The sequence below is a fragment of the Rhodococcus tibetensis genome, assembly GCF_024438035.1.
GTDB classification, from domain to species: domain Bacteria; phylum Actinomycetota; class Actinomycetes; order Mycobacteriales; family Mycobacteriaceae; genus Rhodococcus_F; species Rhodococcus_F tibetensis.
Map to the genome: position 1 here is coordinate 45,834 of NZ_JANFQF010000002.1, position 18,954 is coordinate 64,787.

17 protein-coding genes and 1 pseudogene are annotated in these 18,954 nt (G+C 63.2%); 12 read left to right on the forward strand and 6 right to left on the reverse strand.

Annotated features, from left to right (window positions below):
• Positions 1-81: 81 nt before the first annotated feature.
• From NOF53_RS02915 to NOF53_RS02935, 5 genes are all read left to right on the forward strand, one after another.
• Positions 82-738, forward strand: a complete 657-nt coding sequence (locus tag NOF53_RS02915) for a TetR/AcrR family transcriptional regulator (RefSeq protein WP_255965479.1) — start codon at positions 82-84, stop codon at positions 736-738.
• Positions 739-859: 121 nt separating this feature from the next.
• Complete coding sequence (locus NOF53_RS02920; RefSeq protein ID WP_255965480.1) at positions 860-1,891, forward strand: oxygenase MpaB family protein; 1,032 nt, start codon at positions 860-862, stop codon at positions 1,889-1,891.
• A 275-nt stretch (positions 1,892-2,166) separates the two neighbouring features.
• Entirely contained in the window at positions 2,167-3,855 is a 1,689-nt protein-coding gene (locus NOF53_RS02925; protein ID WP_255965481.1) for an aldehyde dehydrogenase family protein, read from the forward strand.
• Between the two features lie 13 nt (positions 3,856-3,868).
• On the forward strand, positions 3,869-5,449 hold the full coding sequence (locus NOF53_RS02930; protein WP_255965482.1) for an AMP-binding protein: 1,581 nt from the start codon (positions 3,869-3,871) through the stop codon (positions 5,447-5,449).
• 1,047 nt (positions 5,450-6,496) lie between these two features.
• Positions 6,497-6,778, forward strand: coding sequence for a hypothetical protein (locus NOF53_RS02935; RefSeq protein WP_255965483.1), 282 nt, complete (start codon positions 6,497-6,499; stop codon positions 6,776-6,778).
• A 507-nt stretch (positions 6,779-7,285) separates the two neighbouring features.
• Here the strand turns inward: NOF53_RS02935 and NOF53_RS02940 are convergent.
• The 3 genes from NOF53_RS02940 to NOF53_RS02950 form a co-directional block, all read right to left on the reverse strand.
• Positions 7,286-7,999 carry a hypothetical protein gene (locus NOF53_RS02940; RefSeq protein ID WP_255965484.1) on the reverse strand — a complete coding sequence of 238 codons (714 nt, stop codon included), beginning with the start codon at positions 7,997-7,999 and terminating at the stop codon, positions 7,286-7,288.
• 54 nt (positions 8,000-8,053) lie between these two features.
• Entirely contained in the window at positions 8,054-8,701 is a 648-nt protein-coding gene (locus NOF53_RS02945; protein ID WP_255965795.1) for a protein kinase domain-containing protein, read from the reverse strand.
• Between the two features lie 315 nt (positions 8,702-9,016).
• The gene (locus tag NOF53_RS02950; protein ID WP_255965485.1) at positions 9,017-10,093 is read right to left on the reverse strand and encodes a hypothetical protein; all 1,077 of its coding nucleotides are present in this window, start codon (positions 10,091-10,093) and stop codon (positions 9,017-9,019) included.
• 1,217 nt (positions 10,094-11,310) lie between these two features.
• Between NOF53_RS02950 and NOF53_RS02955 the strand changes: the two genes are divergently transcribed.
• From NOF53_RS02955 to NOF53_RS02970, 4 genes and pseudogenes are all read left to right on the forward strand, one after another.
• Positions 11,311-11,718, forward strand: a complete 408-nt coding sequence (locus NOF53_RS02955) for a hypothetical protein (RefSeq protein ID WP_255965486.1) — start codon at positions 11,311-11,313, stop codon at positions 11,716-11,718.
• Positions 11,703-11,900, forward strand: coding sequence for an SRPBCC family protein (locus NOF53_RS02960; protein WP_255965487.1), 198 nt, complete (start codon positions 11,703-11,705; stop codon positions 11,898-11,900). Before NOF53_RS02955 ends, NOF53_RS02960 begins: the two co-directional genes overlap by 16 nt.
• A gap of 148 nt (positions 11,901-12,048) precedes the next feature.
• Positions 12,049-12,267, forward strand: a pseudogene (locus NOF53_RS02965) (LLM class flavin-dependent oxidoreductase); the annotation flags it as partial.
• 73 nt (positions 12,268-12,340) lie between these two features.
• Positions 12,341-13,471 (forward strand): GTP-binding protein, encoded by a 1,131-nt coding sequence (locus NOF53_RS02970; protein ID WP_255965488.1) that lies wholly within the window; start codon positions 12,341-12,343, stop codon positions 13,469-13,471.
• Here NOF53_RS02970 and NOF53_RS02975 read toward each other — a convergent pair.
• Both NOF53_RS02975 and NOF53_RS02980 read right to left on the reverse strand, forming a co-directional pair.
• Positions 13,468-14,133: a DedA family protein gene (locus tag NOF53_RS02975; protein ID WP_255965489.1), complete on the reverse strand. Its 666-nt coding sequence runs from the start codon at positions 14,131-14,133 to the stop codon at positions 13,468-13,470. The two genes, NOF53_RS02970 and NOF53_RS02975, sit on opposite strands and share 4 nt — an antisense overlap.
• Positions 14,134-14,158: 25 nt before the next feature.
• Positions 14,159-14,887: a VTT domain-containing protein gene (locus tag NOF53_RS02980; protein WP_308213774.1), complete on the reverse strand. Its 729-nt coding sequence runs from the start codon at positions 14,885-14,887 to the stop codon at positions 14,159-14,161.
• Between the two features lie 205 nt (positions 14,888-15,092).
• On the opposite strand from NOF53_RS02980, the gene fbaA reads away from it, so the two are divergent.
• A complete protein-coding gene (fbaA, locus tag NOF53_RS02985) occupies positions 15,093-16,127 on the forward strand; it encodes a class II fructose-bisphosphate aldolase (RefSeq protein WP_255965491.1) in 1,035 nt (344 codons plus the stop codon).
• Between the two features lie 59 nt (positions 16,128-16,186).
• On the opposite strand, the gene NOF53_RS02990 is transcribed toward fbaA, so the two are convergent.
• Positions 16,187-17,263 (reverse strand): Rv0361 family membrane protein, encoded by a 1,077-nt coding sequence (locus NOF53_RS02990; RefSeq protein WP_255965492.1) that lies wholly within the window; start codon positions 17,261-17,263, stop codon positions 16,187-16,189.
• Positions 17,264-17,399: 136 nt separating this feature from the next.
• On the opposite strand from NOF53_RS02990, the gene NOF53_RS02995 reads away from it, so the two are divergent.
• Entirely contained in the window at positions 17,400-17,816 is a 417-nt protein-coding gene (locus NOF53_RS02995; protein ID WP_255965493.1) for a DUF3151 domain-containing protein, read from the forward strand.
• Positions 17,817-17,880: 64 nt separating this feature from the next.
• Entirely contained in the window at positions 17,881-18,948 is a 1,068-nt protein-coding gene (locus NOF53_RS03000) for an FUSC family protein (RefSeq protein WP_308213777.1), read from the forward strand.
• The last annotated feature ends 6 nt before the right edge of the window (positions 18,949-18,954 follow it).

Genomic DNA, 18,954 nt, shown 5'->3' on the forward strand with positions numbered 1-18,954 from the left:
TGGCTGGCGGCGCCCCGCCTGCGACGGGCTGCGCAGCTTCGTGTGGGTCGACTGTGGCGGCATGCGGCTACCGTTTCTCGCATGACGGACAGTGCAACCCCGGACAAGGTAGAGGCGGCACGGTTGCGGGGCGAGCGGCGCCGGCACCGGACTCGCGCCGCTCTGCTCGACGCCGCGGAGCAGTTGCTGTCGGATCGGTCTGCCGATGCCGTCCGGATGGAGGATGTGGCGGCGCTCGCGGGCATCTCACCGGCGTCGGTATATGTGCATTTCGGTACCAAGGAGGCGTTGGTCACTGCGGTCATCGAGCGCCTGCTGGACATGTCGATGGCCTCCTTGACGGCGGCGTACGCGAGCGAGGGCAGCGCGTTCGAGCAGGTCCAGCAGGCGGGCCTGGCATATATGCGGCTCCTGCTGGATCACCCGGCGTTGACTCGGCACCTCTCCGGGGCCGTCCTGAGTGAGCCGCAAACCCCGATCGACGGCACTGTGGTCGAACGGATCGAATTCTTGCGCAATGTCTTCGAAGCGCGCATTCAGGCCGCTGTCGATGCCGGCGAGATCGTGCCGGTCGACAGTCGGCTGCTCTCCTTCTTCCTGTTCGGCGCCTGGCAGGGTGTGGCGTCGCTCGCGCTGCGGCGCGACACCCTGCGCTTGACTCCGAAGGAAGTCGAACGCTGCCTGACGCAGGCGATCCAGGTGCTGGTGGCCGGGGTCACATCCTTCGCGACGGACTGATCGGCGGATTCGACTGCTCGCGGCATTGCCCCGGAAGTAATTTAGAGTCATACTCTTAATTAGAGTGAGACTCTAGATAACACGTGCCCAGGCACAGACCTCCGAGGAGAAGCAGGTCACGATGACTACCCACGACGCAAGCCACCTGCCCGCGACATCGCAGTTCCGGCAGCCGCGCGCGGAATTCTGGGCCGACCGCAGGCTCACCGTCACCGAGGTGCGGAAGCTGATCGAGAAACTCGACCCGCTCGAGGACGATGCCGAGATCACCCACCTTTCGCTCGAGGTGCTCGTTCCGCCGATGATGGCCCACGCCGTGTACGCATCGGGGACCGCACGCGGGATGACCCATCCCGCGGAGGCCGTCGTCGGCTACCGCGGTGGACGCGGTGACCAGATACTCCGACCCGAACACCGCGACCGCGACACCCTCACGTTCTTCGGGTTGTTCATGCGCGAGGGTCACCGCAGCGCCCGCGCGCAGGAGATCTTCGATCGGGTCCAACAGATTCATCACGATGTGCGCGGTGTGGGCAACGACCTCCAGCTGCACGTCCTCGGATTGTTGATTTTCGAGCCGGAGCGCTGGGTGAGCGACCTCGGCATGCCCGGATGGTTCACCGAACGGGAGAACCTCGCCCGCTTCCACTTCTGGCAGGGCGTCGGCCGCGGCATGGGACTGAAGCAGATCCCACAGGGCTACGACGAGTTCCGGCAGTGGATCGACGACTTCGAGCGGGAACACGCCAAGCCGACCTTCGAGGCGCAGGCGGTATACCGCAAGCAGGTCGAAGGCTTCGCCCGCTGGTTCCCGGGCCCGTCCAAGATTCTGGCCCACCAGACACTTTCCGCCGGTCTCAACCGGATGACCCGCTCGGTGGTCGACTCCGGCCCGGTCAACCCGGCAGTCCCGCTGGCCCTGTCCGCCGGTATTCGCGCCTACAAAGCCGCCGATTCCGTCCGGCGGGTCAACCTCAGCCGCACCTGGGTCGGCGAATTCAGTCGCATCGGCACCGATCCCAACCTCGCCCGCCTGGGTTACCAGCACGACATGACCGCGGACCCGCGGTACCGGCGCGTCGGCGACCCGAGCAAGAGTTACCGATTCACCGTCGCCCGCGGCGTCGAATCCGGCGGCCGGCCAGCGAAGTAGATGGTCGAGACCCTGCCCTGCCGGGACATTCCCGGCGACTTCGGAATTCCGCGTGACGTCGCCGCGGAACCGCGCCGTGCGGGTACTCACCACAGCGCTGAAGGACGCCGATTCCGACACCCGGCTGGCCGTTCGTGCGGCCGATCGTGGCGCGGCGTGGCCGGCAAATGAACTACATGGTCAGGCAGGGGCTCCACAACCGGCCGGCCGAATACCGCGGAACCCCCGGTCGCGGGACTCCCCACCGATCGTTGAGCACAACAGGAGCACAGCTGATGACATCACCTACCGTTTCCGAAACTCCGGCCGCCGAACTCGACCGGGCCGTCGAAGATCTCACCGCCGGCGCCAAGACCTGGTCCGCGCTGTCGCTGACGGAGCGGCTCGCACTCGTCAAGACCACGTACGCCTCGATCGAGTCGGCCGCCGCGGAGTGGGCCGAGGCGGGGATCGTCGCGAAGGGCACCCCGCGCGGACCGCTCGAGGGCGAAGAGTGGATGTCGGGCCCGTACGCGACGCTGGCGGGTTTCGGCGCGATCATCGACTCGCTCGAAAAGCTGGCCGCGGGCACATCGCCGCTGGCAGGCATCAAGTCGGGCACCGCGCCGGGCGGTCGCACCACCTTCCGCATGCTGCCGAGCAGCCTGCAAGAGTTCACCCTGTTCAACGGATTCACCGCCGACTTGTGGCTCGAGCCCGGCATTTCCGCTGACCAAGCCCGTGCGCACGCCGGTCTCGGTGCCAACAAGCCGGGTGTGAACGGCGGCGTCGGACTGGTCCTGGGAGCCGGCAACATCACCGCGATCGGGCCGCTCGACGTGCTCTACGAGCTCATTGCCTCCAACCGCGCGTCCATTCTGAAGATCAACCCGACCTTCGCCGGTCTGATCGACGCCTACGCCACGGCGTTCGCGCCGCTGATCGAGGCGAACCTGCTCCGGGTGGTCAACGGCGGCGCCGAGACCGGCGGTTATCTGACGCAGCACCCGGGTATCTGCCATGTGCACATCACCGGAAGCGGTGTCACGCACGACGCCATCGTGTGGGGCGGCGGAGACAAGACTGGGGAACCGGTACTGCGCACGCCGATCACCAGCGAACTCGGTGGTGTCTCGCCGATCATCGTCGTCCCCGGCACCTGGTCCAAGGCAGACCTGCGGTACCAGGCCGAGCATGTCGCCACCCAGCGTCTGCACAATGGCGGACACAACTGCATCGCCGGCCAAGCGTTGATCCTCTCCAGCGACTGGGCCCAGCGCGAGGAGTTCCTCGCGGTCCTGCGTGACGTGCTGGACACGCTGCCGGCCCGCGCACCGTGGTACCCCGGCACCGACCGCAAACTCGCATCGGCCGCGAGTTCGTACCCCGAGGCCGAGCAGCACGGCGGTCGGGTACTGATCGAGGTGAACGAGACCACGTCGCAGGACCTGCTCACGACCGAATACTTCGGGCCCGTCCTCGGTTTCACCTCGCTGCCCGGCACCGGTATCGAGTTCCTGCGCGCTGCAGTCGACTTCGCCAACACCAAGCTCGACGGCACCCTCGGCGCGAGCCTCATTGTCGCCCCGGCGGACCGCAAGCGGATGGGTTCGGCGTTCGACGACGCCATCGCCGACCTGCATTACGGCACCATCGGCATCAATGTGTGGAGTGCCATCGGCTTCCTGCTCCCGTCGGTGAGTTGGGGCGCCTATCCGGGCAACACCCTCGAAGCGGTCGGATCCGGCATCGGCATCGTCCACAACTCGCACCTGGTCGACAACGTCGAACGTTCCGTTCTCACCGGCCCGTTCCGCCCGTTCCCACGTTCGGTCCTCAACGGCGAGATCGCGCTGTCGCCGAAACCGAGCTGGTTCGTCACCGCGCGCAGCGCGAAGTCGACGGCCCAGAAGCTCACCGGCTACGCCGCAGCGCCGAGCTGGCTCGAGATGCCCGCCATCTTCGCCGCGGCCTTCCGCGCCTGATCAAGGAAGCACAATGATTGTCAAGAGCCCCTTCCCGGACGTAGAGATTCCAGCGGAAACCGTCTACGACTATGTCTTCGGTTCCCTGACCGCGGCCGACCTCGACCGCGTTGCCGTCGTCGACGGTGGGCGGAGCATCACGTTCGCCGAATTGAAGGCCGATATCGACCGCTTCGCCGGGGCGCTCGCCGCCCGCGGCGTTCGACCGGGTGACGTGGTCGCCCTGCACTCACCGAACAGTATCGGTTTCGTCATCGCGTTCCACGGGATCCTGCGGGCCGGCGCGACCGCGACCACGATCAACGTCCTGTACAGCCCGACCGAGATCGCAGCCCAGTTGCGCGATTCGAACGCGAGTCGGTACGTCACAGTCTCACCGGTGCTGCCGAACGCTGTCGCGGCCGCCGATGAGGCCGGGCTTCCGACCGAGCACATGATCGTGCTCGACAGTGCGTGCGGGTTCGAGTCACTGGCGAGCCTGCTCGGCGAGGCCACGCCACCACCGGACGTGACGGTGGATCCGTCGGCACTGGCCGTGCTGCCGTATTCGTCGGGAACGACCGGCCGCGCCAAGGGCGTGATGCTCACACACAGCAACCTCGTCGCCAACATCGCCCAGTGCACACCGATGCTGCGGATCACCTCGGACGACGCGGTATCGGCCGTGCTCCCGTTCTTCCACATCTACGGCATGAACGTCATCATGAATTTGACGCTGCGGCAACGCGGCAAGCTGGTGACACTGCCGAAATTCGATCTGCCGGAATTCCTGCGGCAGATCTCCGCGTACGAATGCACCTACCTGTTTATCGCCCCGCCGGTCGCGGTGGCTCTCGCCAAACACCCAATTGTCGAGCAGTTCGACGTGTCGAGTGTGCGCGTTATCGTCTGCGGGGCAGCACCTCTCGACGAAGCGCTCGGCAACGCACTGATGGCGCGCCTGCAGTGCCGCCTGCTGCAAGGCTTCGGCATGACCGAGCTCAGCCCCGTCTCGCACGTGACTCCCATCGACGACCCGGACATCTCGATCGGATCGATCGGAGTCGCGGTCCCCAACATCGAATTCAAGATCGTAGACCCGGAAACGGGTACCGAGATCACCTATGTCGAAGGCGCCCGCAGTCGCCCCGGCGAGATGCTCGTCCGAGGTCCGGGGGTGATGCACGGCTATCTCGGCAATCCCGAGGCCACCGCCGCGACGATCGAACCGAACGGGTTCCTGCACACCGGCGACATCGTCGAGGTCGGCCCGAAAGGTGAGGTCTACGTCGTGGACCGGCTCAAGGAACTCATCAAATACAAGGGCTACCAGGTCCCACCGGCCGAGCTCGAGGCACTGCTGCTCACCCACCCCGCCATCGCCGACGCTGCAGTCGTACCGTATCCCGATACCGAGGCAGGCGAAATCCCCCGCGCATTCATCGTCACCCAGCCCGGTGCCGAAGTCTTCCCCGACGAGATACTCGACTACGTCGCAGCCCGGGTCGCACCGCACAAACGCATCCGCATGCTCGAATTCATCGACGCCGTACCGAAATCGCTGTCAGGCAAAATCCTCCGCAAAGACCTCAAAGGGCGACCAGTGGCACAATGAATCTTCCTCTTTCACGCGGACACGCGGCGCCTGCTGCGGGAGCGCGATAAGGCCAGTGACAATCTTGCAACTCCGAAGTTCCGCAAGCTGAACCCACACCGGCACGTCCCGAAAGCCGGCCCATGACCGGAACGAACTGAGCTGCCGGTCCCGATAGCCCCGTCCGGTGAAGAATCCCGGATCGGGGGGCGACGAACGGGACACCGGTTGATCGGTTCTGGATAGTTATGCACAGTTTCGGGTTGTCTCGCATTCGGTCCTTTCTGAGGCGCTGATTCGGGAGACCAACTTCGTTGGTAGGCGAGCGTCTACGGATCGACGGACATGCGGATCTACGGATCTACGGATCTCGCCACCGAACGGAGTGGTCGTCCCAGTGGACTCTGGCGGGCTACCTCTTCGTCCGTCGAATCCGGAATTGTCTCGGTATCGACCGTTACCGAGGCACAGGAAGTGAGACACACCAGGCACGACCAATAGGGATAGACCTATGAGCGAAGGCGAGCCCGAAAAGGCGGTGAACGTGGGCACCTACCAAGGCCTGGCATACGGTTCGTACCGTCGCCGACGACCGAGGTAACGGCGCAGTACGGAGAGGAGCGTTCGTGGGCCGAACGAAACGCACAGCCCGCAAAGGCAGCGGCACAGAACGCCGACGTCTTACCGACCCGGAGGCGGTAGCTGCACGCACTTTGGTGTCGTCGCTCATTCCGGCTCGAGTCCGGGCCGGCGAGCGAGCATCCCAAGCAGAGCTTTTGATTCCCTGGCAGAGGACACCTAGTGGTATTCAGCCGGGAAGCTCCGTACACCTCGACGACGCAGGATTCCCTGCCGAGGTCAGCGACTTTGTCGGAACTGACGCGCTCGTGCAGTACCACACTCTGTTCCCTGCGATGAGCGCAGCTGAGAACTTGACGACCGTTGCTTACCTCATCGACCAGTGGGATGCGACGGGCAGGATGCGGACGGCGTCCATCATCACGCTGTGTCGATCTGCTCTTGAGTCCGCATCGCGGGCAGTCTGGGTGCTCTGCGAATCAGACCGATATGAACGTCGCAACCGTGCGCTCCGGATTTACGCGAGACGAGATTCAGCGCCACAAGAAGTACGTCACCGAACAGGTCACGCGGCTGGACAGGACTGAAGTGAGGGCTGGCGCTGGCCCTTTGCCGTTCGAGACGACCGAGTACTTGAGCCAGCTCAAGGCGCACAAGAGTGGCGCAGAATCCGTGATGCAGGTCTTGGTCGATGCTGATGTGAGAGGTGTGCCCAACATGGAGCAGATCATTGACGCGTCGGCCGAATGGATCGATGCCAACAATTGGTGAAGTCGGGCAGGCCGATGGCGAATTTGTCTCGACAGATGTATTCGATTGCGTCTGGTCTCGCACATGGTTCAACGTGGCCCACGCGATATCTTCTCGGTGCCACGGACTTACACAGCGTTGTGGCCGACCTGCTGTATGTGTCACTCACGACGACAGAGGCGGCGGTCACTTTGTGGGAGACTCACGCCTCTGTGGGCCCCCGTGTCGGACGGAGCTGTCCGCAGCATCTTCGGCAAGCCGCCCGACAACTCCATCCGCGTTACGCCCCTCCCACCGAGTAGGGACCTCTCCCGTGCCTCCACGCCTGGCGGGGCGACGAACGGGACACCGGTTGATCCCGTCTTGGATAGTTATCGACTGCAGCGATCCCGACCACGGCGGTCGCGCCGCCCCAGCCGTGCCGTGATGGGGATTTCTAAGCTGCACCATCCCCGATATAGGCCGGTTAAAAAGAATCCCGAACCCCGGCAGCCTTGCGGCGCGCGTTGCCTGCTGCCTGCTGTAGGTCTACTTCCGGCGCCACACTGCCCTTTCGCCTTCCGGCAAGATTTGGGGGAAGTAGAGCGCACCTTGCGCCGCTTGCGTAAGAAATTCGATCCAATGGTTGACGAACTCGTCGGCTTGCTCGTCACTGACACGAAAAAATTTCCTCGCTACCTGAACTGTGTGTATTGTCGCACTTAGTGCCAGCTGGGCGTCCCTGTCTAAGGGCGTAAGTGCGTAAGGTTCGATATTTGACCGTTGCCCTCTCAGCCGGTGGAAAGCCGTCTCGTACCAGTGGTACGAACCCTCTTCTTCGGCATCGCAGAACCAAAGACTGTGTTGCCGACCGTTGCAGCCATTTTGGTCCCTATCCTGCGTGATGGAAATTGAAAACACCGCAACCACGTCGAAAGGATTTGATGGGACTTCACGGACAGATTCCAACGGGGAAATTAATAGAGTTCCTTGCCCGAAACGGAAAGTTACATCATTCATCTGTGTGGACCGCTGAATTCCAGAAACCGAGTCGAGACTCTCGTACAGATTTGACATAAACATGTCGGCCAACGTCCTGGCTGACCCTGCAAGGCGATCTCGCCTCTCCTCTCGCGTCGTTTGCTCGACACGCTGGCGATCCTCCTCTGCGAGAGCTAGGTCTTGCTCCGCAGCCAGATCGTGCAGTTTTGCGATAGCTATGAACTGCGGACCTTCTTCTATGGTCGAGATCCTGTCACGCACCTCGCGGGCGGTAGGACGGGCTTCCGGAGCCTTCATTAGCATGCGTAAGACGAGCTAATCGAGTTGAGAAGAGCCCGAATCCGGTCGGGGAATTTCTCCATTGAGGTGCCACTGGAAGATATCCTCTGTCGAGATGGGTCCGTGTTTCTCGAATGGGTATTTACCCATCAGCAAGAGATACGCGGCTACTCCAAGTGCATAGATATCAGACTTTCCGCTTGCTCGGTCGCCTGTTAGCAGTTCTGGGGCGATGTACTCTTTTGTTCCCCAACCCTTCATGGTAAATGTGGCGGTCGTGGCTTCAGCTATACGAGCGAGACCGAAGTCAGTCAGGCACCAGCGGCCGCCGTACCACAGAACGTTGTCGGGTTTTATGTCTCGGTGCGTAACATGGGGACCGATATCAGCGAGGCTGGTCGCGATATCACGCAGCGCGCTGATTACCTCTTCTATGGTGAGTTTTCCGTGGGGCCGCGTTTTCCGAAAGCTCCCAAGAGAATGATCCGCGAGCGGCATCCTAAGAAACGTCTGCCCGTTTCGGGATTCGGATTCTAATATGGGTATAACGTATTTCGAGTCCGGAATTTCATTGGCCAGGACGTCGCGGACCCGCTCTACAGCCTCGTGGATAACCTTGATCGCACACGTTTCTTCTCCGCGGGTTGTCTTGAAGACTTGCCCCATGCCAGAGGCGTCGCCGATCCGCTCGACGACTGCCCATGTGCCACTTGCATACGAATGCTATCCACTACCGCACGATATCCGGAAGGTACTAGTTTCGGATATTCCTGGGCCGAATCCGGCAACGTGAGGCCTTGCCGTTAGCGCGCAGACCCGATGCAGGGTGGTCGTCATGCCTCAGAATCGACCGTTTCCGAGACACCGATCCGCGAGACACCAACACGCCGTCGGGCCTCGGCGAGGACTGATCTGCGGCCGTACTCGGTTGCAGGCGGTGCGGTACTCGATCCCGGTGTCAAGTTTCAGAAGGCAACTGCACGGCTGTCAGGACTGGTGTCATTGCGATGCGTGTTGGCTCAGGTTCTCATGTTTCCAGGCCGTGGGGGTTGCCCACAGTTCATGAATATCGCCGTCCAAGCCGCGATAGGTTATGTGTTCAGTTGCGTTCTTTGGATTCGCATATCCACGAAGCATTCCGTCACATTCGTTACCCGCCTGTGTTGGCCCGAGATCGAAGAGCTGCCATTGTCCATTGAACCACAGTAGTTGGATTCGACCAAAAAGCGTCGGGTGTCGAACGGGAATGCGCTGTTGTTTTAGTGAATCAACGTATCCTTGAGCTGCATCGCTATGACTGTGGCTAACTTGGGTCGAGAGGTTGGCGAAATGCCACGCGCCATCCCACCAAAGTTCAATAATTTCCATTCCGCTTGTACGATAGACTATATGTTGGAAATCGTCGGGGGTTACGTATCCTTTGGGCTCTGTGGCGGAGGTTTTATCGTTCGGCACGCCCGCCGCTGCAAAAAGGTTATTGTAGTGCCAGCTTCCATCGTTCCAGAACTCGTGTAATCTTCCGCTCGTATCAAGGTAATTGATATGGAGGGTGTTGTTCTTGGGGTGAACATAAGCCCATGGCGTGTGCTGAGTGTTGGGCTTTTGCGACGGGAAACCGAGTTCGATGGTGAGGTTGGTAGACACCCAATTCACTCCGTGGCATGCCATGTCGATCACTTCGCCTGGCGGCTTAATCCACGCCACATGCTGCGTTCCATCATTTGCGACGTATGCGGTGATATCGGCGTGCTCTGCGGGCCCCTGGGGGCCACCGGAGTTCACGTGGGTCCACAGCCATTTTACCTGAAAGGGATCCCAGAAAAACTCAATCACATTTCCGCCAGAGTTGTAGAAAACATGCGAAGTGCCATTCGGGTGGACATATCCGAAGGCGCGATTGCCAAAAGCTAGGTGGTCGAGCTGTCCTGAATGTACATTCAGGTCCTTATAATGCCATATTCCATTCCAATACAGCTCGTGTACGTGGTTATCAACGCCAATAAAATTGACCCACTGATGGCCGGTGGTTGGACTCGCGTATCCAATCGGTGCGGATCGCGCCTTTGTTATAGCCACAACGTTATCCTATCGCTCGAGGTGGCGGGTTGACAAAGCATCTGTGGCTAACCGGCGACGGGCCTGGGCGAATGGCATAATTCTCGCGCGGCGCTTATCAATACCGCCACAATTGGTGTGTTATTAAAAGGCACTCTCAAGCGCCAACCTTCTCCTGGTGGTGCAATAGTGTATATGTTACTGCAGCGCTTCTGCACCAGGTGTGTGTCCAGACATACCAATTACCGGGCAAGGAAGCGTCTAGGCAAAGGCAGCAAGGCTTCAATATCTTTTGAATTGGTAAGTCCCGTGGAGTGGCGGGAATCGGGTAGGTGAACCGTCCCGGCACGGTCCTAACTGTTGTAGTCGCCGTTCTCAGCTTCCTCCCTCGGATGTGTTCGCTACCTTGCTCCTGAGCCCGGCGATCTTGGCGAGGGGTTGCTGGATTCGCCCCAAATTCGCCCTCGCCGCAACGTGCCTACGTACTCCAAAGAGTTCCCCTTCACCCAGAATCGCTGAGACAAGACTGGTTGGTCCTCCTTTATGCTCCTCCGTCGCCCCGCCTCTGTCACTGATAATTCTCCTTTCTAACCATTTAGACCTTCCGCGACGGTGACGCCGACCTGGCCGGCGGCATCGCGAACCGGACCTGGGTAATCCTGTCGAACACGAACCTGACCGACGCGAACCTTTGGCCGACGTGAACCTGACGCGCGCGTACCCGCGCGAACCTGACCGATATCTGCTACGAAACGGCTCATCGTTACCCTGATCGGCGCGAGTACTCTTCATGCTCGGTGAGCAAACCAGCCGATGGGTCTGGGTGCGCCGGACCATCACGTCGGACGCTCCGCGGTCTACAGTGCGCCAAAACGGACTTTCCGATGCCTCTGCGGTGTCTCGTCGGGGCGGTGCCCCAGTAACGGCCGTTACTGAGACGCCCACAGGTGAGACACCGGCCGGCATCGGGTGTCACCGGCCGGGCATCGAATTGGGAAGCGCGAAGGCTGCTCTGCCGGCGTCCCGGGCTCGAATCGACCGTCGGCGTGATCAAACTGTGATGTGTCCCGGAAACCCGTCTCACCCTCTCGGGTGCCCACTGGAGGGTGCCGGACGTTTCTGGGACAGTCATCGCTTGTGAGCGCCGTATTTGGGTGTCAGTTTCAGAAGTGGGCTGCACGCGTTCAGAACTCGACTGCACGACTTGTCCGGCTACTCACTGGGTCGATTAACGATTGATGACGCCACCTGGACTGATGGGCCTTGTGTGGGCGTTCGCGCTCGACGGGCTGACGCAACCCGAGGCGACGATCGTCACTGGCGTACTCGCGATCTGCGCGGCCGGTGTCGCATTCCTCGGGGTGCATCGGCAGATCCGGTCGAACGAGCGGATCAACGAGCGGAACCGGGTGGCTGAGAACGAGCGGGCGCAGTGTGCCGAGCTCTTGGAGGTCGTGCGGGACGCGATCGCCGGGATGGGGCAGCTGTCGAGTTCGCTGATCGACCTGAACAATTCTCGGCATGCACCGAGACCATCACGCGTCGGGAACCGGCAGACCTGCGCGGGATCCCGAAAGGGAGCGTCGTTCACTTCGACCGCGAGATCGTCGGCGAGGGCATGTGGAGCGCCGTGCGCGACCGGCTGACCGAAGCCGGTCCGGAGATGACGCTTTGGGTGAGCGAGAGCGAATACCGGTTCAGCGGCTTGCTGATGCGGCTGGTGGGGCTCCTGATGCCCGGCGCCTTCCGCAAGCAGTCGCAACAGCACATGCAGGACTTCGAGGCGTTCGCCGAGCAGGGAAAGGACGTCCGCGAAGCGAAGGACTGATCTACGATCAGTGCTCGTCTCCCATCTGGACGTGTGCAGCCGAGCAGTGACCACGTGCAGCGGCTTCTGAAACTGACATGATGTATCTCTGCGGCAGCGCAGGCGGTCGCGGTAATCGTGCAGCCGGACGACACCCGAAGGTTCATAGCGGCTGTCGGACGGGCAGGCGTTCTGCGCAGACATCAAGGCACGCGCGTCGCAGTTCGGACGCAACCCTGACCAGATTGAGATCCTTCCCGGGGTCAGCCCGTTCATTGGCGACACCGACGCACATGCCCGAGGCCTCGAACGCGAATTCAGCGAACTGACGTTGCCCGAGTACGGCCTCGCCCAGCTCGAAAGCATCGCCGGCAACCGTCGGCGACACCATCGCGGAGTGGGTCACCCAGGGAGGCCGGTCGCCAGTTCGCGCATTTATTGAAAACAGTTATCATTTTCGGATGACTCGTCCTCTTCCTGTCACTGTCCTGTCCGGTTTCCTCGGTGCCGGCAAGACCACACTTCTCAACCACATCCTCGCCAACCGGGACGGCCGGCGCGTCGCCGTGATCGTCAACGACATGAGCGAGGTCAACATAGATGCGGCACTCGTCGCAGGCCAGGGACATCTCGACCGGACGCAGGAGAAACTGGTCGAACTGACGAACGGCTGTATCTGCTGCACGCTCCGCGAGGACCTGATCGAGGCGGTCGCACGACTGGCGGGGGAGGGGCGGTTCGATCACCTCGTCATCGAATCGACGGGCATCTCGGAACCCATGCCCGTCGCCGCCACCTTCGACTGGGAGTTCGAGGACGGCTTCAGCCTCGGCACGGTGGCGGCGCTCGACACGATGGTGACAGTGGTGGACGCGTCGACGTTCGTCGGCGAACTCGCGAAGGGGGAACGCCTCGACGAACGCGACCTCGAGGCGGGTGAGGGCGACGAGCGCAGCATCTCCGACCTACTCGTCGACCAGGTCGAGTTCGCCGACGTCATCCTGCTCAACAAGACCGATCTGGTGAGCGAGCGCGCTGCCGGCACGGTCGAGGCCCTCCTGCGCAGGCTCAACCCGACGGCGAAGCTCCAGCGCACCACGCGGGGGGTGGTCGACCTGGCCGACGTTCTCGACACCGGTCTGTACGACCCGGAGTCGGCTGCCCGGACGCCCGGGTGGGCCGAGGAACTTGCGGGTGGCCACACACCCGAAACGGAGGAGTACGGGATCCGAAGCGTCACGTATCGCGCGGCGCGGCCTTTCCATCCCGCACGGCTCGATCAGGCACTGGGCCAGTTCAACGGACTGCTGCGGAGCAAAGGGTTCTGCTGGATCGCGAGCCGCCCGGACCTCGCCGCGATCTGGTCACAGGCGGGACCCAATTTGGTGATCGAACCGGCGCAGCTGTGGTCGGCCACGGACGAGACGCCGGGGCAGGAGATCGTGTTCATCGGTGTCCGACTCGACCTCGAGGGGCCTGCACGCATTCTCGACCCCGCGCTCCTCACTGACGAGGAACTAGCGTCGGGCTCGGCCGAATGGGTGCGTTTCGAGGACCCGCTTCCCGAATGGGAAGAGGTGCACGAGCACTAGTCGAGAACTTCCTCGACGGCCACTTCTTCGGGTGGCCGGGCCATCTCCTGGCGGTAGTGCCAGATGCCGATGCCGGTTCCGATCACCAGCAGTGCGACCATGCCACCCAACACCACGGGCATCAGCCACGACACCCGGTCGAGGAAGGAACCGCAGTAGAACCCGATGAGCAGCAGCACCGGTGCCCAGAACACGGCGCCGATGGTGCTGGCGACGGTGTACTTGGTGTGGTTCATCTTGGCTGCGCCCGCCACGAGTGGGCAGAGTGTGCGCACCCACGGCACCCAGCGGGCGACGAGGACGGCCCAGAATCCGTGACGCTCCAGCAGGATGTTCACCCGGTGAAGGTTTGCGTAGTTGAGGTACTTGCCGCCCTTGCGCGCGAGGATCCGGTTGCCGGTGCGATGCCCGATGACGTACCCAACCTGATTTCCGCAGATTGCGGCGACCATTGCGCCGACCGACAGCGCCCATACGTGACCGGCACCCGACTGGTGGCCGGCGAGCACGATGCCCGCGGTGATCAGCATCGAGTCACCTGGCAGGAAGAGCCCGAGGATGACCGCACATTCGATGAAGACGAACGCCAGCACGATGACCCATACCAGTGCGGGACCGGCGGAGACGAGGGGTCCGAAAGTGCCGGATGCCGATACGTCCATGGTCAGACCGTTGCCTCGATGTCGATCAGGAGGGATCGGTGGGGGTGGAGACGGGCCGTGCAGCCTCGGGAGCGGCCGGCTCACCCCGGCGGGCCTTCAGAACACGCTTGCCGACCTCGAGGATGATCGGCAGGACCGATACGAACACGATCAGCAGGAAGATGATGTCGACGTTGTCGCGGATGAACTCGATCTGGCCCAGCAGGTAGCCGAGCAGTGTGACACCGGCGCCCCAGAGGATGCCGCCGACGATGTTGTACGTCAGGAACAGCGAGTACTTCATCCGCGACGCACCCGCGACCACCGGCGCGAACGTGCGCACGATCGGTACGAAGCGGGCGAGGATGATCGTGATCGGGCCGTGCTTCTCGAAGAAGGCGTGCGACTCGTCGATGTACTTCTTCTTGAAGAACCGCGCGTCGTCGTTCTTGAACAGGGCGGTACCGCCCTTGCTGCCGATGAAGTAGCCCACCTGGTCGCCGAGGATCGCGGCGATCGGGATCAGGACCAGAAGCACCCCGATGGGGGCGAACGGTTCGATCTCCGTCGACTTCGACGCCGCGATGAGGCCGGCAGTGAAGAGGAGAGAGTCGCCGGGGAGCAGGGGGAACAGCAATCCCGACTCGATGAAGACGACCAGGAGAAGTCCGACGAGCACCCACGTGCCGAAGGAGTTGAGGAGGTTCACCGGGTCGAGGAATCCCGGCAACAACGCGAGGTTGGTCACGGAATCCGATGCTGCCTGCACAATCACGGGCCTCAGCGTACCGGCGTATTCCCCGACTGTCGGAATACTGCAGGTCATGGAGTTTCGGCCGGGTCACGGACCGCCCGAAACGGGGTGCCGCGACAGCCACCGGGAGACGTACGCTACCGGTATTGCCATACTGCTAGGACCACATCGCGCGCTGCGCTGATCGCGTGCGCCGAAATCTACTCGTTTATGGAGGACTGCCGCCGTGCCAATCGCGACTCCCGAGGTCTACGCCGAGATGCTTGGTCGAGCCAAGGAGCACTCCTTTGCTTTCCCAGCCATCAACTGCACTTCTTCCGAAACCATCAACGCCGCCATCAAGGGGTTTGCGGATGCGGGCAGTGACGGCATCATCCAGTTCTCGACCGGTGGCGCGGAGTTCGGCTCGGGCCTGGGCGTCAAGGACATGGTGACCGGTGCTGTCGCGCTCGCCGAATTCGCGCACGTGATCGCCGCCAAGTACGACGTCACGATCGCCCTCCACACGGACCACTGTCCCAAGGACAAGCTGGACGGTTTCGTTCGGCCGCTGCTCGAAATCTCGCAGCAGCGTGTCAGCGCGGGCCGCAACCCGCTCTTCCAGTCCCACATGTGGGACGGCTCGGCCGTTCCCATCGACGAAAACCTCGAGATCGCCAAGGAACTTCTCGCCATTTCCAAGGCCGCGAACATCATCCTCGAGGTCGAGATCGGCGTCGTCGGCGGCGAAGAGGACGGGGTGGAAGCGGAAATCAACGACAAGCTGTACACCAGCCCAGAGGACTTCGAGAAGACCATCGACGCTCTGGGCACCGGCGAGAACGGCAAGTACCTGCTGGCCGCGACGTTCGGCAACGTGCACGGCGTCTACAAGCCGGGCAACGTGAAGCTGCGTCCCGAGGTGCTCGAGACCGGTCAGAAGGTCGCCACCTCGAAGCTCGGCCTGCGGGACGGCGCCAAGCCGTTCGACTTCGTCTTCCACGGCGGTTCGGGTTCGCTGAAGTCGGAGATCGAGGAGGCTCTGAGCTACGGCGTCGTCAAGATGAACGTCGACACCGACACCCAGTACGCGTTCACCCGACCGATCGTCGGCCACATGTTCGGCAACTACGACGGTGTGCTGAAGGTCGACGGCGAGGTGGGCGACAAGAAGGTCTACGACCCGCGCAGCTACCTGAAGAAGGCGGAGGCCGGGATGACCGCCCGCGTCATCGAGGCCTGCAACGATCTAAAGTCCGCGGGTCGTTCCGTCTCGGGATAGGCCCTTCGGGCGCGTGCGCCTTTCTGGTAGCCACCGCTACCAGAAAGGCGCACAGTCGTTTATCGGGGGTCGCACACCTTCCAGGTGCCCTCGACCTTCTCCAGGTTGAACGTGCGCCACGACTGCTCGTTCGGGTTGGCGGCGGTGTGCGCTTTCACCTGGGCGATGGCGGTGTCGTCGGTGATCTGGACGGCATCGACCTTGCCGACCACCGGAATGTTCTGCTGTGTGATCGCGACCTGGTGGACCTCAGCGAAGTCCTGATCCGAGATGCCCTGGTAGTACTCGGCGAGACCGCCGCAGGTGCTGGTGCGCAGGGTCGCCAGGTCGCCCTGCGTGAGCGCCGCCACGAATGTGTCGATAGTGCCCTGTACCTGCGCCTCGGGTGAGTTCTCGGCTCGATTGTTGTTGTAGACCACCACACCGGCGACGGCAATGGCTGCGATCACGATGAGTCCTGCGGCGATCGCCGCGAGGAGCCAGGCCTTGCCATGCTTCTCGGCCGCAGGCTCGGCGGGGCCGACGCGCTGCGGGGCACTTTGCTGGGGCGGTAGTACTCGTTGAGGTGCCGCTTTGGGCTTGGGTCGCGGGGGAGCGGGCGGCGGAGTCGCACGCGTGTCGGGAGGCTGCTGGGCGGATGCCGCCTGCCGGGGCGGTGCCGCTTGCTGGGGCCGGGCGGGCGGCTGGGCCGGTGGAGCCTGTGCGGGACGCGGCGGCGGCGGAGTCGGCGGTACGGCGGACTTCGTGACCGGAATGGCAACGGTCTCCGATTCGGCGGGATCCACCTTGCCGGCTTCGTTCTTTCCCTGCCCGGTTTTCCCCTGCACAGCCTGCGGTGGGGATGTCCGGTGCATCTTCACGGTGGCCGCATCAGGCTTGTCCGGCGAACCCTTCTGCATCGGGATCGCTTTCGTCACGGCCTCGGACGCCGCGTCGCCGGAGGAGGGCTTTGCCACCTCGGGCGTCTTCGCCGAGGGGGTGGCGGGTGGCGTGTTCGCGGTCGGCTTCTTCGCGTCGGGAGCCGGGGTTCCGCCCGCGGCCTTCGCGGTGCCGGCAGCGGCCGGCCCCGCGGGCTCGGCTGCCGGGGTATCCGGAGTCGGCTTCTCGGTCGGTTCGTCTTTCTTCGGGTCCTGCACGCGTTGCCCCTCGGTCTGCAGAGAAATGAACGTTGGGGGAAGCCTAACGACATCGGGCGCCAGCGCAGACCACCACAGGGTGCTCCGCCCACGGGGCGGGGCAGTGGAGCAGCCCCGTCGGGGGCACAATAGGCGCATGACGTCTTTCGGTGACCTTCTCGGACCACAGCCCACGCTGCTTCCCGGGGACGACGAGGCCGAGTCGGCCCTGTTGAACCATGAGGAACCGGCTTCCGTGGCAGCGGCGCACCCCACTGCCTCCATCGCGTGGGCCTATCTCGCCGAGGCGGCTCTCGACGCAGGTGAGACGATCGCCGCCTACGCCTACGCACGCACCGGGTACCACCGCGGCCTCGACCAGCTGCGTCGCAACGGCTGGAAGGGGTTCGGCCCTGTTCCCTACAGCCACGAACCCAACCGCGGTTTCCTGCGCTGCGTCGCCGTTCTGGCCAAGGCTGCGAGGGCGATCGGCGAATCCGACGAGTACGCCCGTTGCCTCGACCTGCTCGAGGACAGCGACCCCCGAGCCGCCGAAGCGCTTGGCCTCGGGTAACGCCCTCACCACAGCGACGGTCCGCACTCGGAACGGACTGGCGACTTCGGCTCAGCGGTTGCGGGTGTCGGCTCTGCCGATCCTGCAATGCGCGATCGCGGCGGGCGCCGCCTGGTGGGTTGCCACGGTGGTGATCGGTCACACGTCCCCGTTCTTCGCGCCGATCGCCGCGGTGGTGTCGCTGGGACTGTCGCTCGGTGCTCGGCTGCGGCGTTCCGTCGAACTCGTCGTTGGTGTGACCATCGGGATCGGGGTCGGTGACCTCCTGATCGCGTTCATCGGTAGCGGTACGTGGCAGATCGCGCTCGTGGTGGCCTTGGCCATGTCCGCGGCGGTGCTCCTGAACAGCGGACCGATCCTGTCGATGCAGGCCGGCAATTCCGCTGTGCTGGTGGCGACACTTCTCCCACCCGGTGGCAATGCGGGGGTCAACCGCATGGTGGACGCGCTGACCGGCGGCCTGGTGGGCATCGCGGTGGTGGCGTTGATTCCCACGCATCCTGTGGGCCGGGCGAGGCGTCACGCAGCCGGAGTCCTGGGAACGGCAGCCGAGGTGATGCAACTGGTCGCGGACGGGTTGGTTGCCAACGACGACAAGCCCATCGAGGAGGCACTGCGGAAGGCGAGAGCCACGCAATCGTCCATCGACAACCTGCGCACGCACCTCGCCGGCGGCCGGGAGGTCAGCCGTATCTCGCCGCTGTACTGGAACACCCGCGGGCGGCTCGACCGCTTGAGCGCAGTTGCCGATCCTCTCGACAACGCTCTGCGCAACATTCGGGTCCTGGCCCGGCGCTCGCTCACCTTGGTGCGCGACGACGAGATACTGAACCCACGACTGGTCGACCTAGTGGAGAAACTGGCGCAGGCCATCGAAACGCTGCGTCTGATGGTGCTCGCGGACCCAGGTCAGCAACCCGACCAGGCAGAAGCTGCTCGCGTGCTGCGTTCGGTGGCGTCCGGGCTCAAACCGGAATTGGTGGAGAATGCAGGGCTGTCGGCTACCGTCGTCTTCGCCCAGATCCGTTCGCTGACCGTCGACCTGATGCAGGTGGCGGGACTCAAGCGCATCTCTGCCATCGCGCATCTGCCCCCGACCGTGCAGAAGCCCGCGTACCGCCCGGAACTTTGACTCGCG

Bases quoted from the DNA above. Each gene is read 5' to 3' on its own strand.
- NOF53_RS02920 (WP_255965480.1), top strand. From the start codon at position 860: ATGACTACCCACGACGCAAGCCACCTGCCCGCGACATCGCAGTTCCGG.
- NOF53_RS02995 (WP_255965493.1), top strand. From the start codon at position 17,400: ATGACGTCTTTCGGTGACCTTCTCGGACCACAGCCCACGCTGCTTCCC.
- NOF53_RS02975 (WP_255965489.1), bottom strand. From the start codon at position 14,133: ATGGACGTATCGGCATCCGGCACTTTCGGACCCCTCGTCTCCGCCGGT.
- NOF53_RS02955 (WP_255965486.1), top strand. From the start codon at position 11,311: ATGACGCCACCTGGACTGATGGGCCTTGTGTGGGCGTTCGCGCTCGAC.
- NOF53_RS02935 (WP_255965483.1), top strand. From the start codon at position 6,497: ATGAACGTCGCAACCGTGCGCTCCGGATTTACGCGAGACGAGATTCAG.
- NOF53_RS02930 (WP_255965482.1), top strand. From the start codon at position 3,869: ATGATTGTCAAGAGCCCCTTCCCGGACGTAGAGATTCCAGCGGAAACC.
- NOF53_RS02970 (WP_255965488.1), top strand. From the start codon at position 12,341: ATGACTCGTCCTCTTCCTGTCACTGTCCTGTCCGGTTTCCTCGGTGCC.
- NOF53_RS02915 (WP_255965479.1), top strand. From the start codon at position 82: ATGACGGACAGTGCAACCCCGGACAAGGTAGAGGCGGCACGGTTGCGG.
- NOF53_RS02925 (WP_255965481.1), top strand. From the start codon at position 2,167: ATGACATCACCTACCGTTTCCGAAACTCCGGCCGCCGAACTCGACCGG.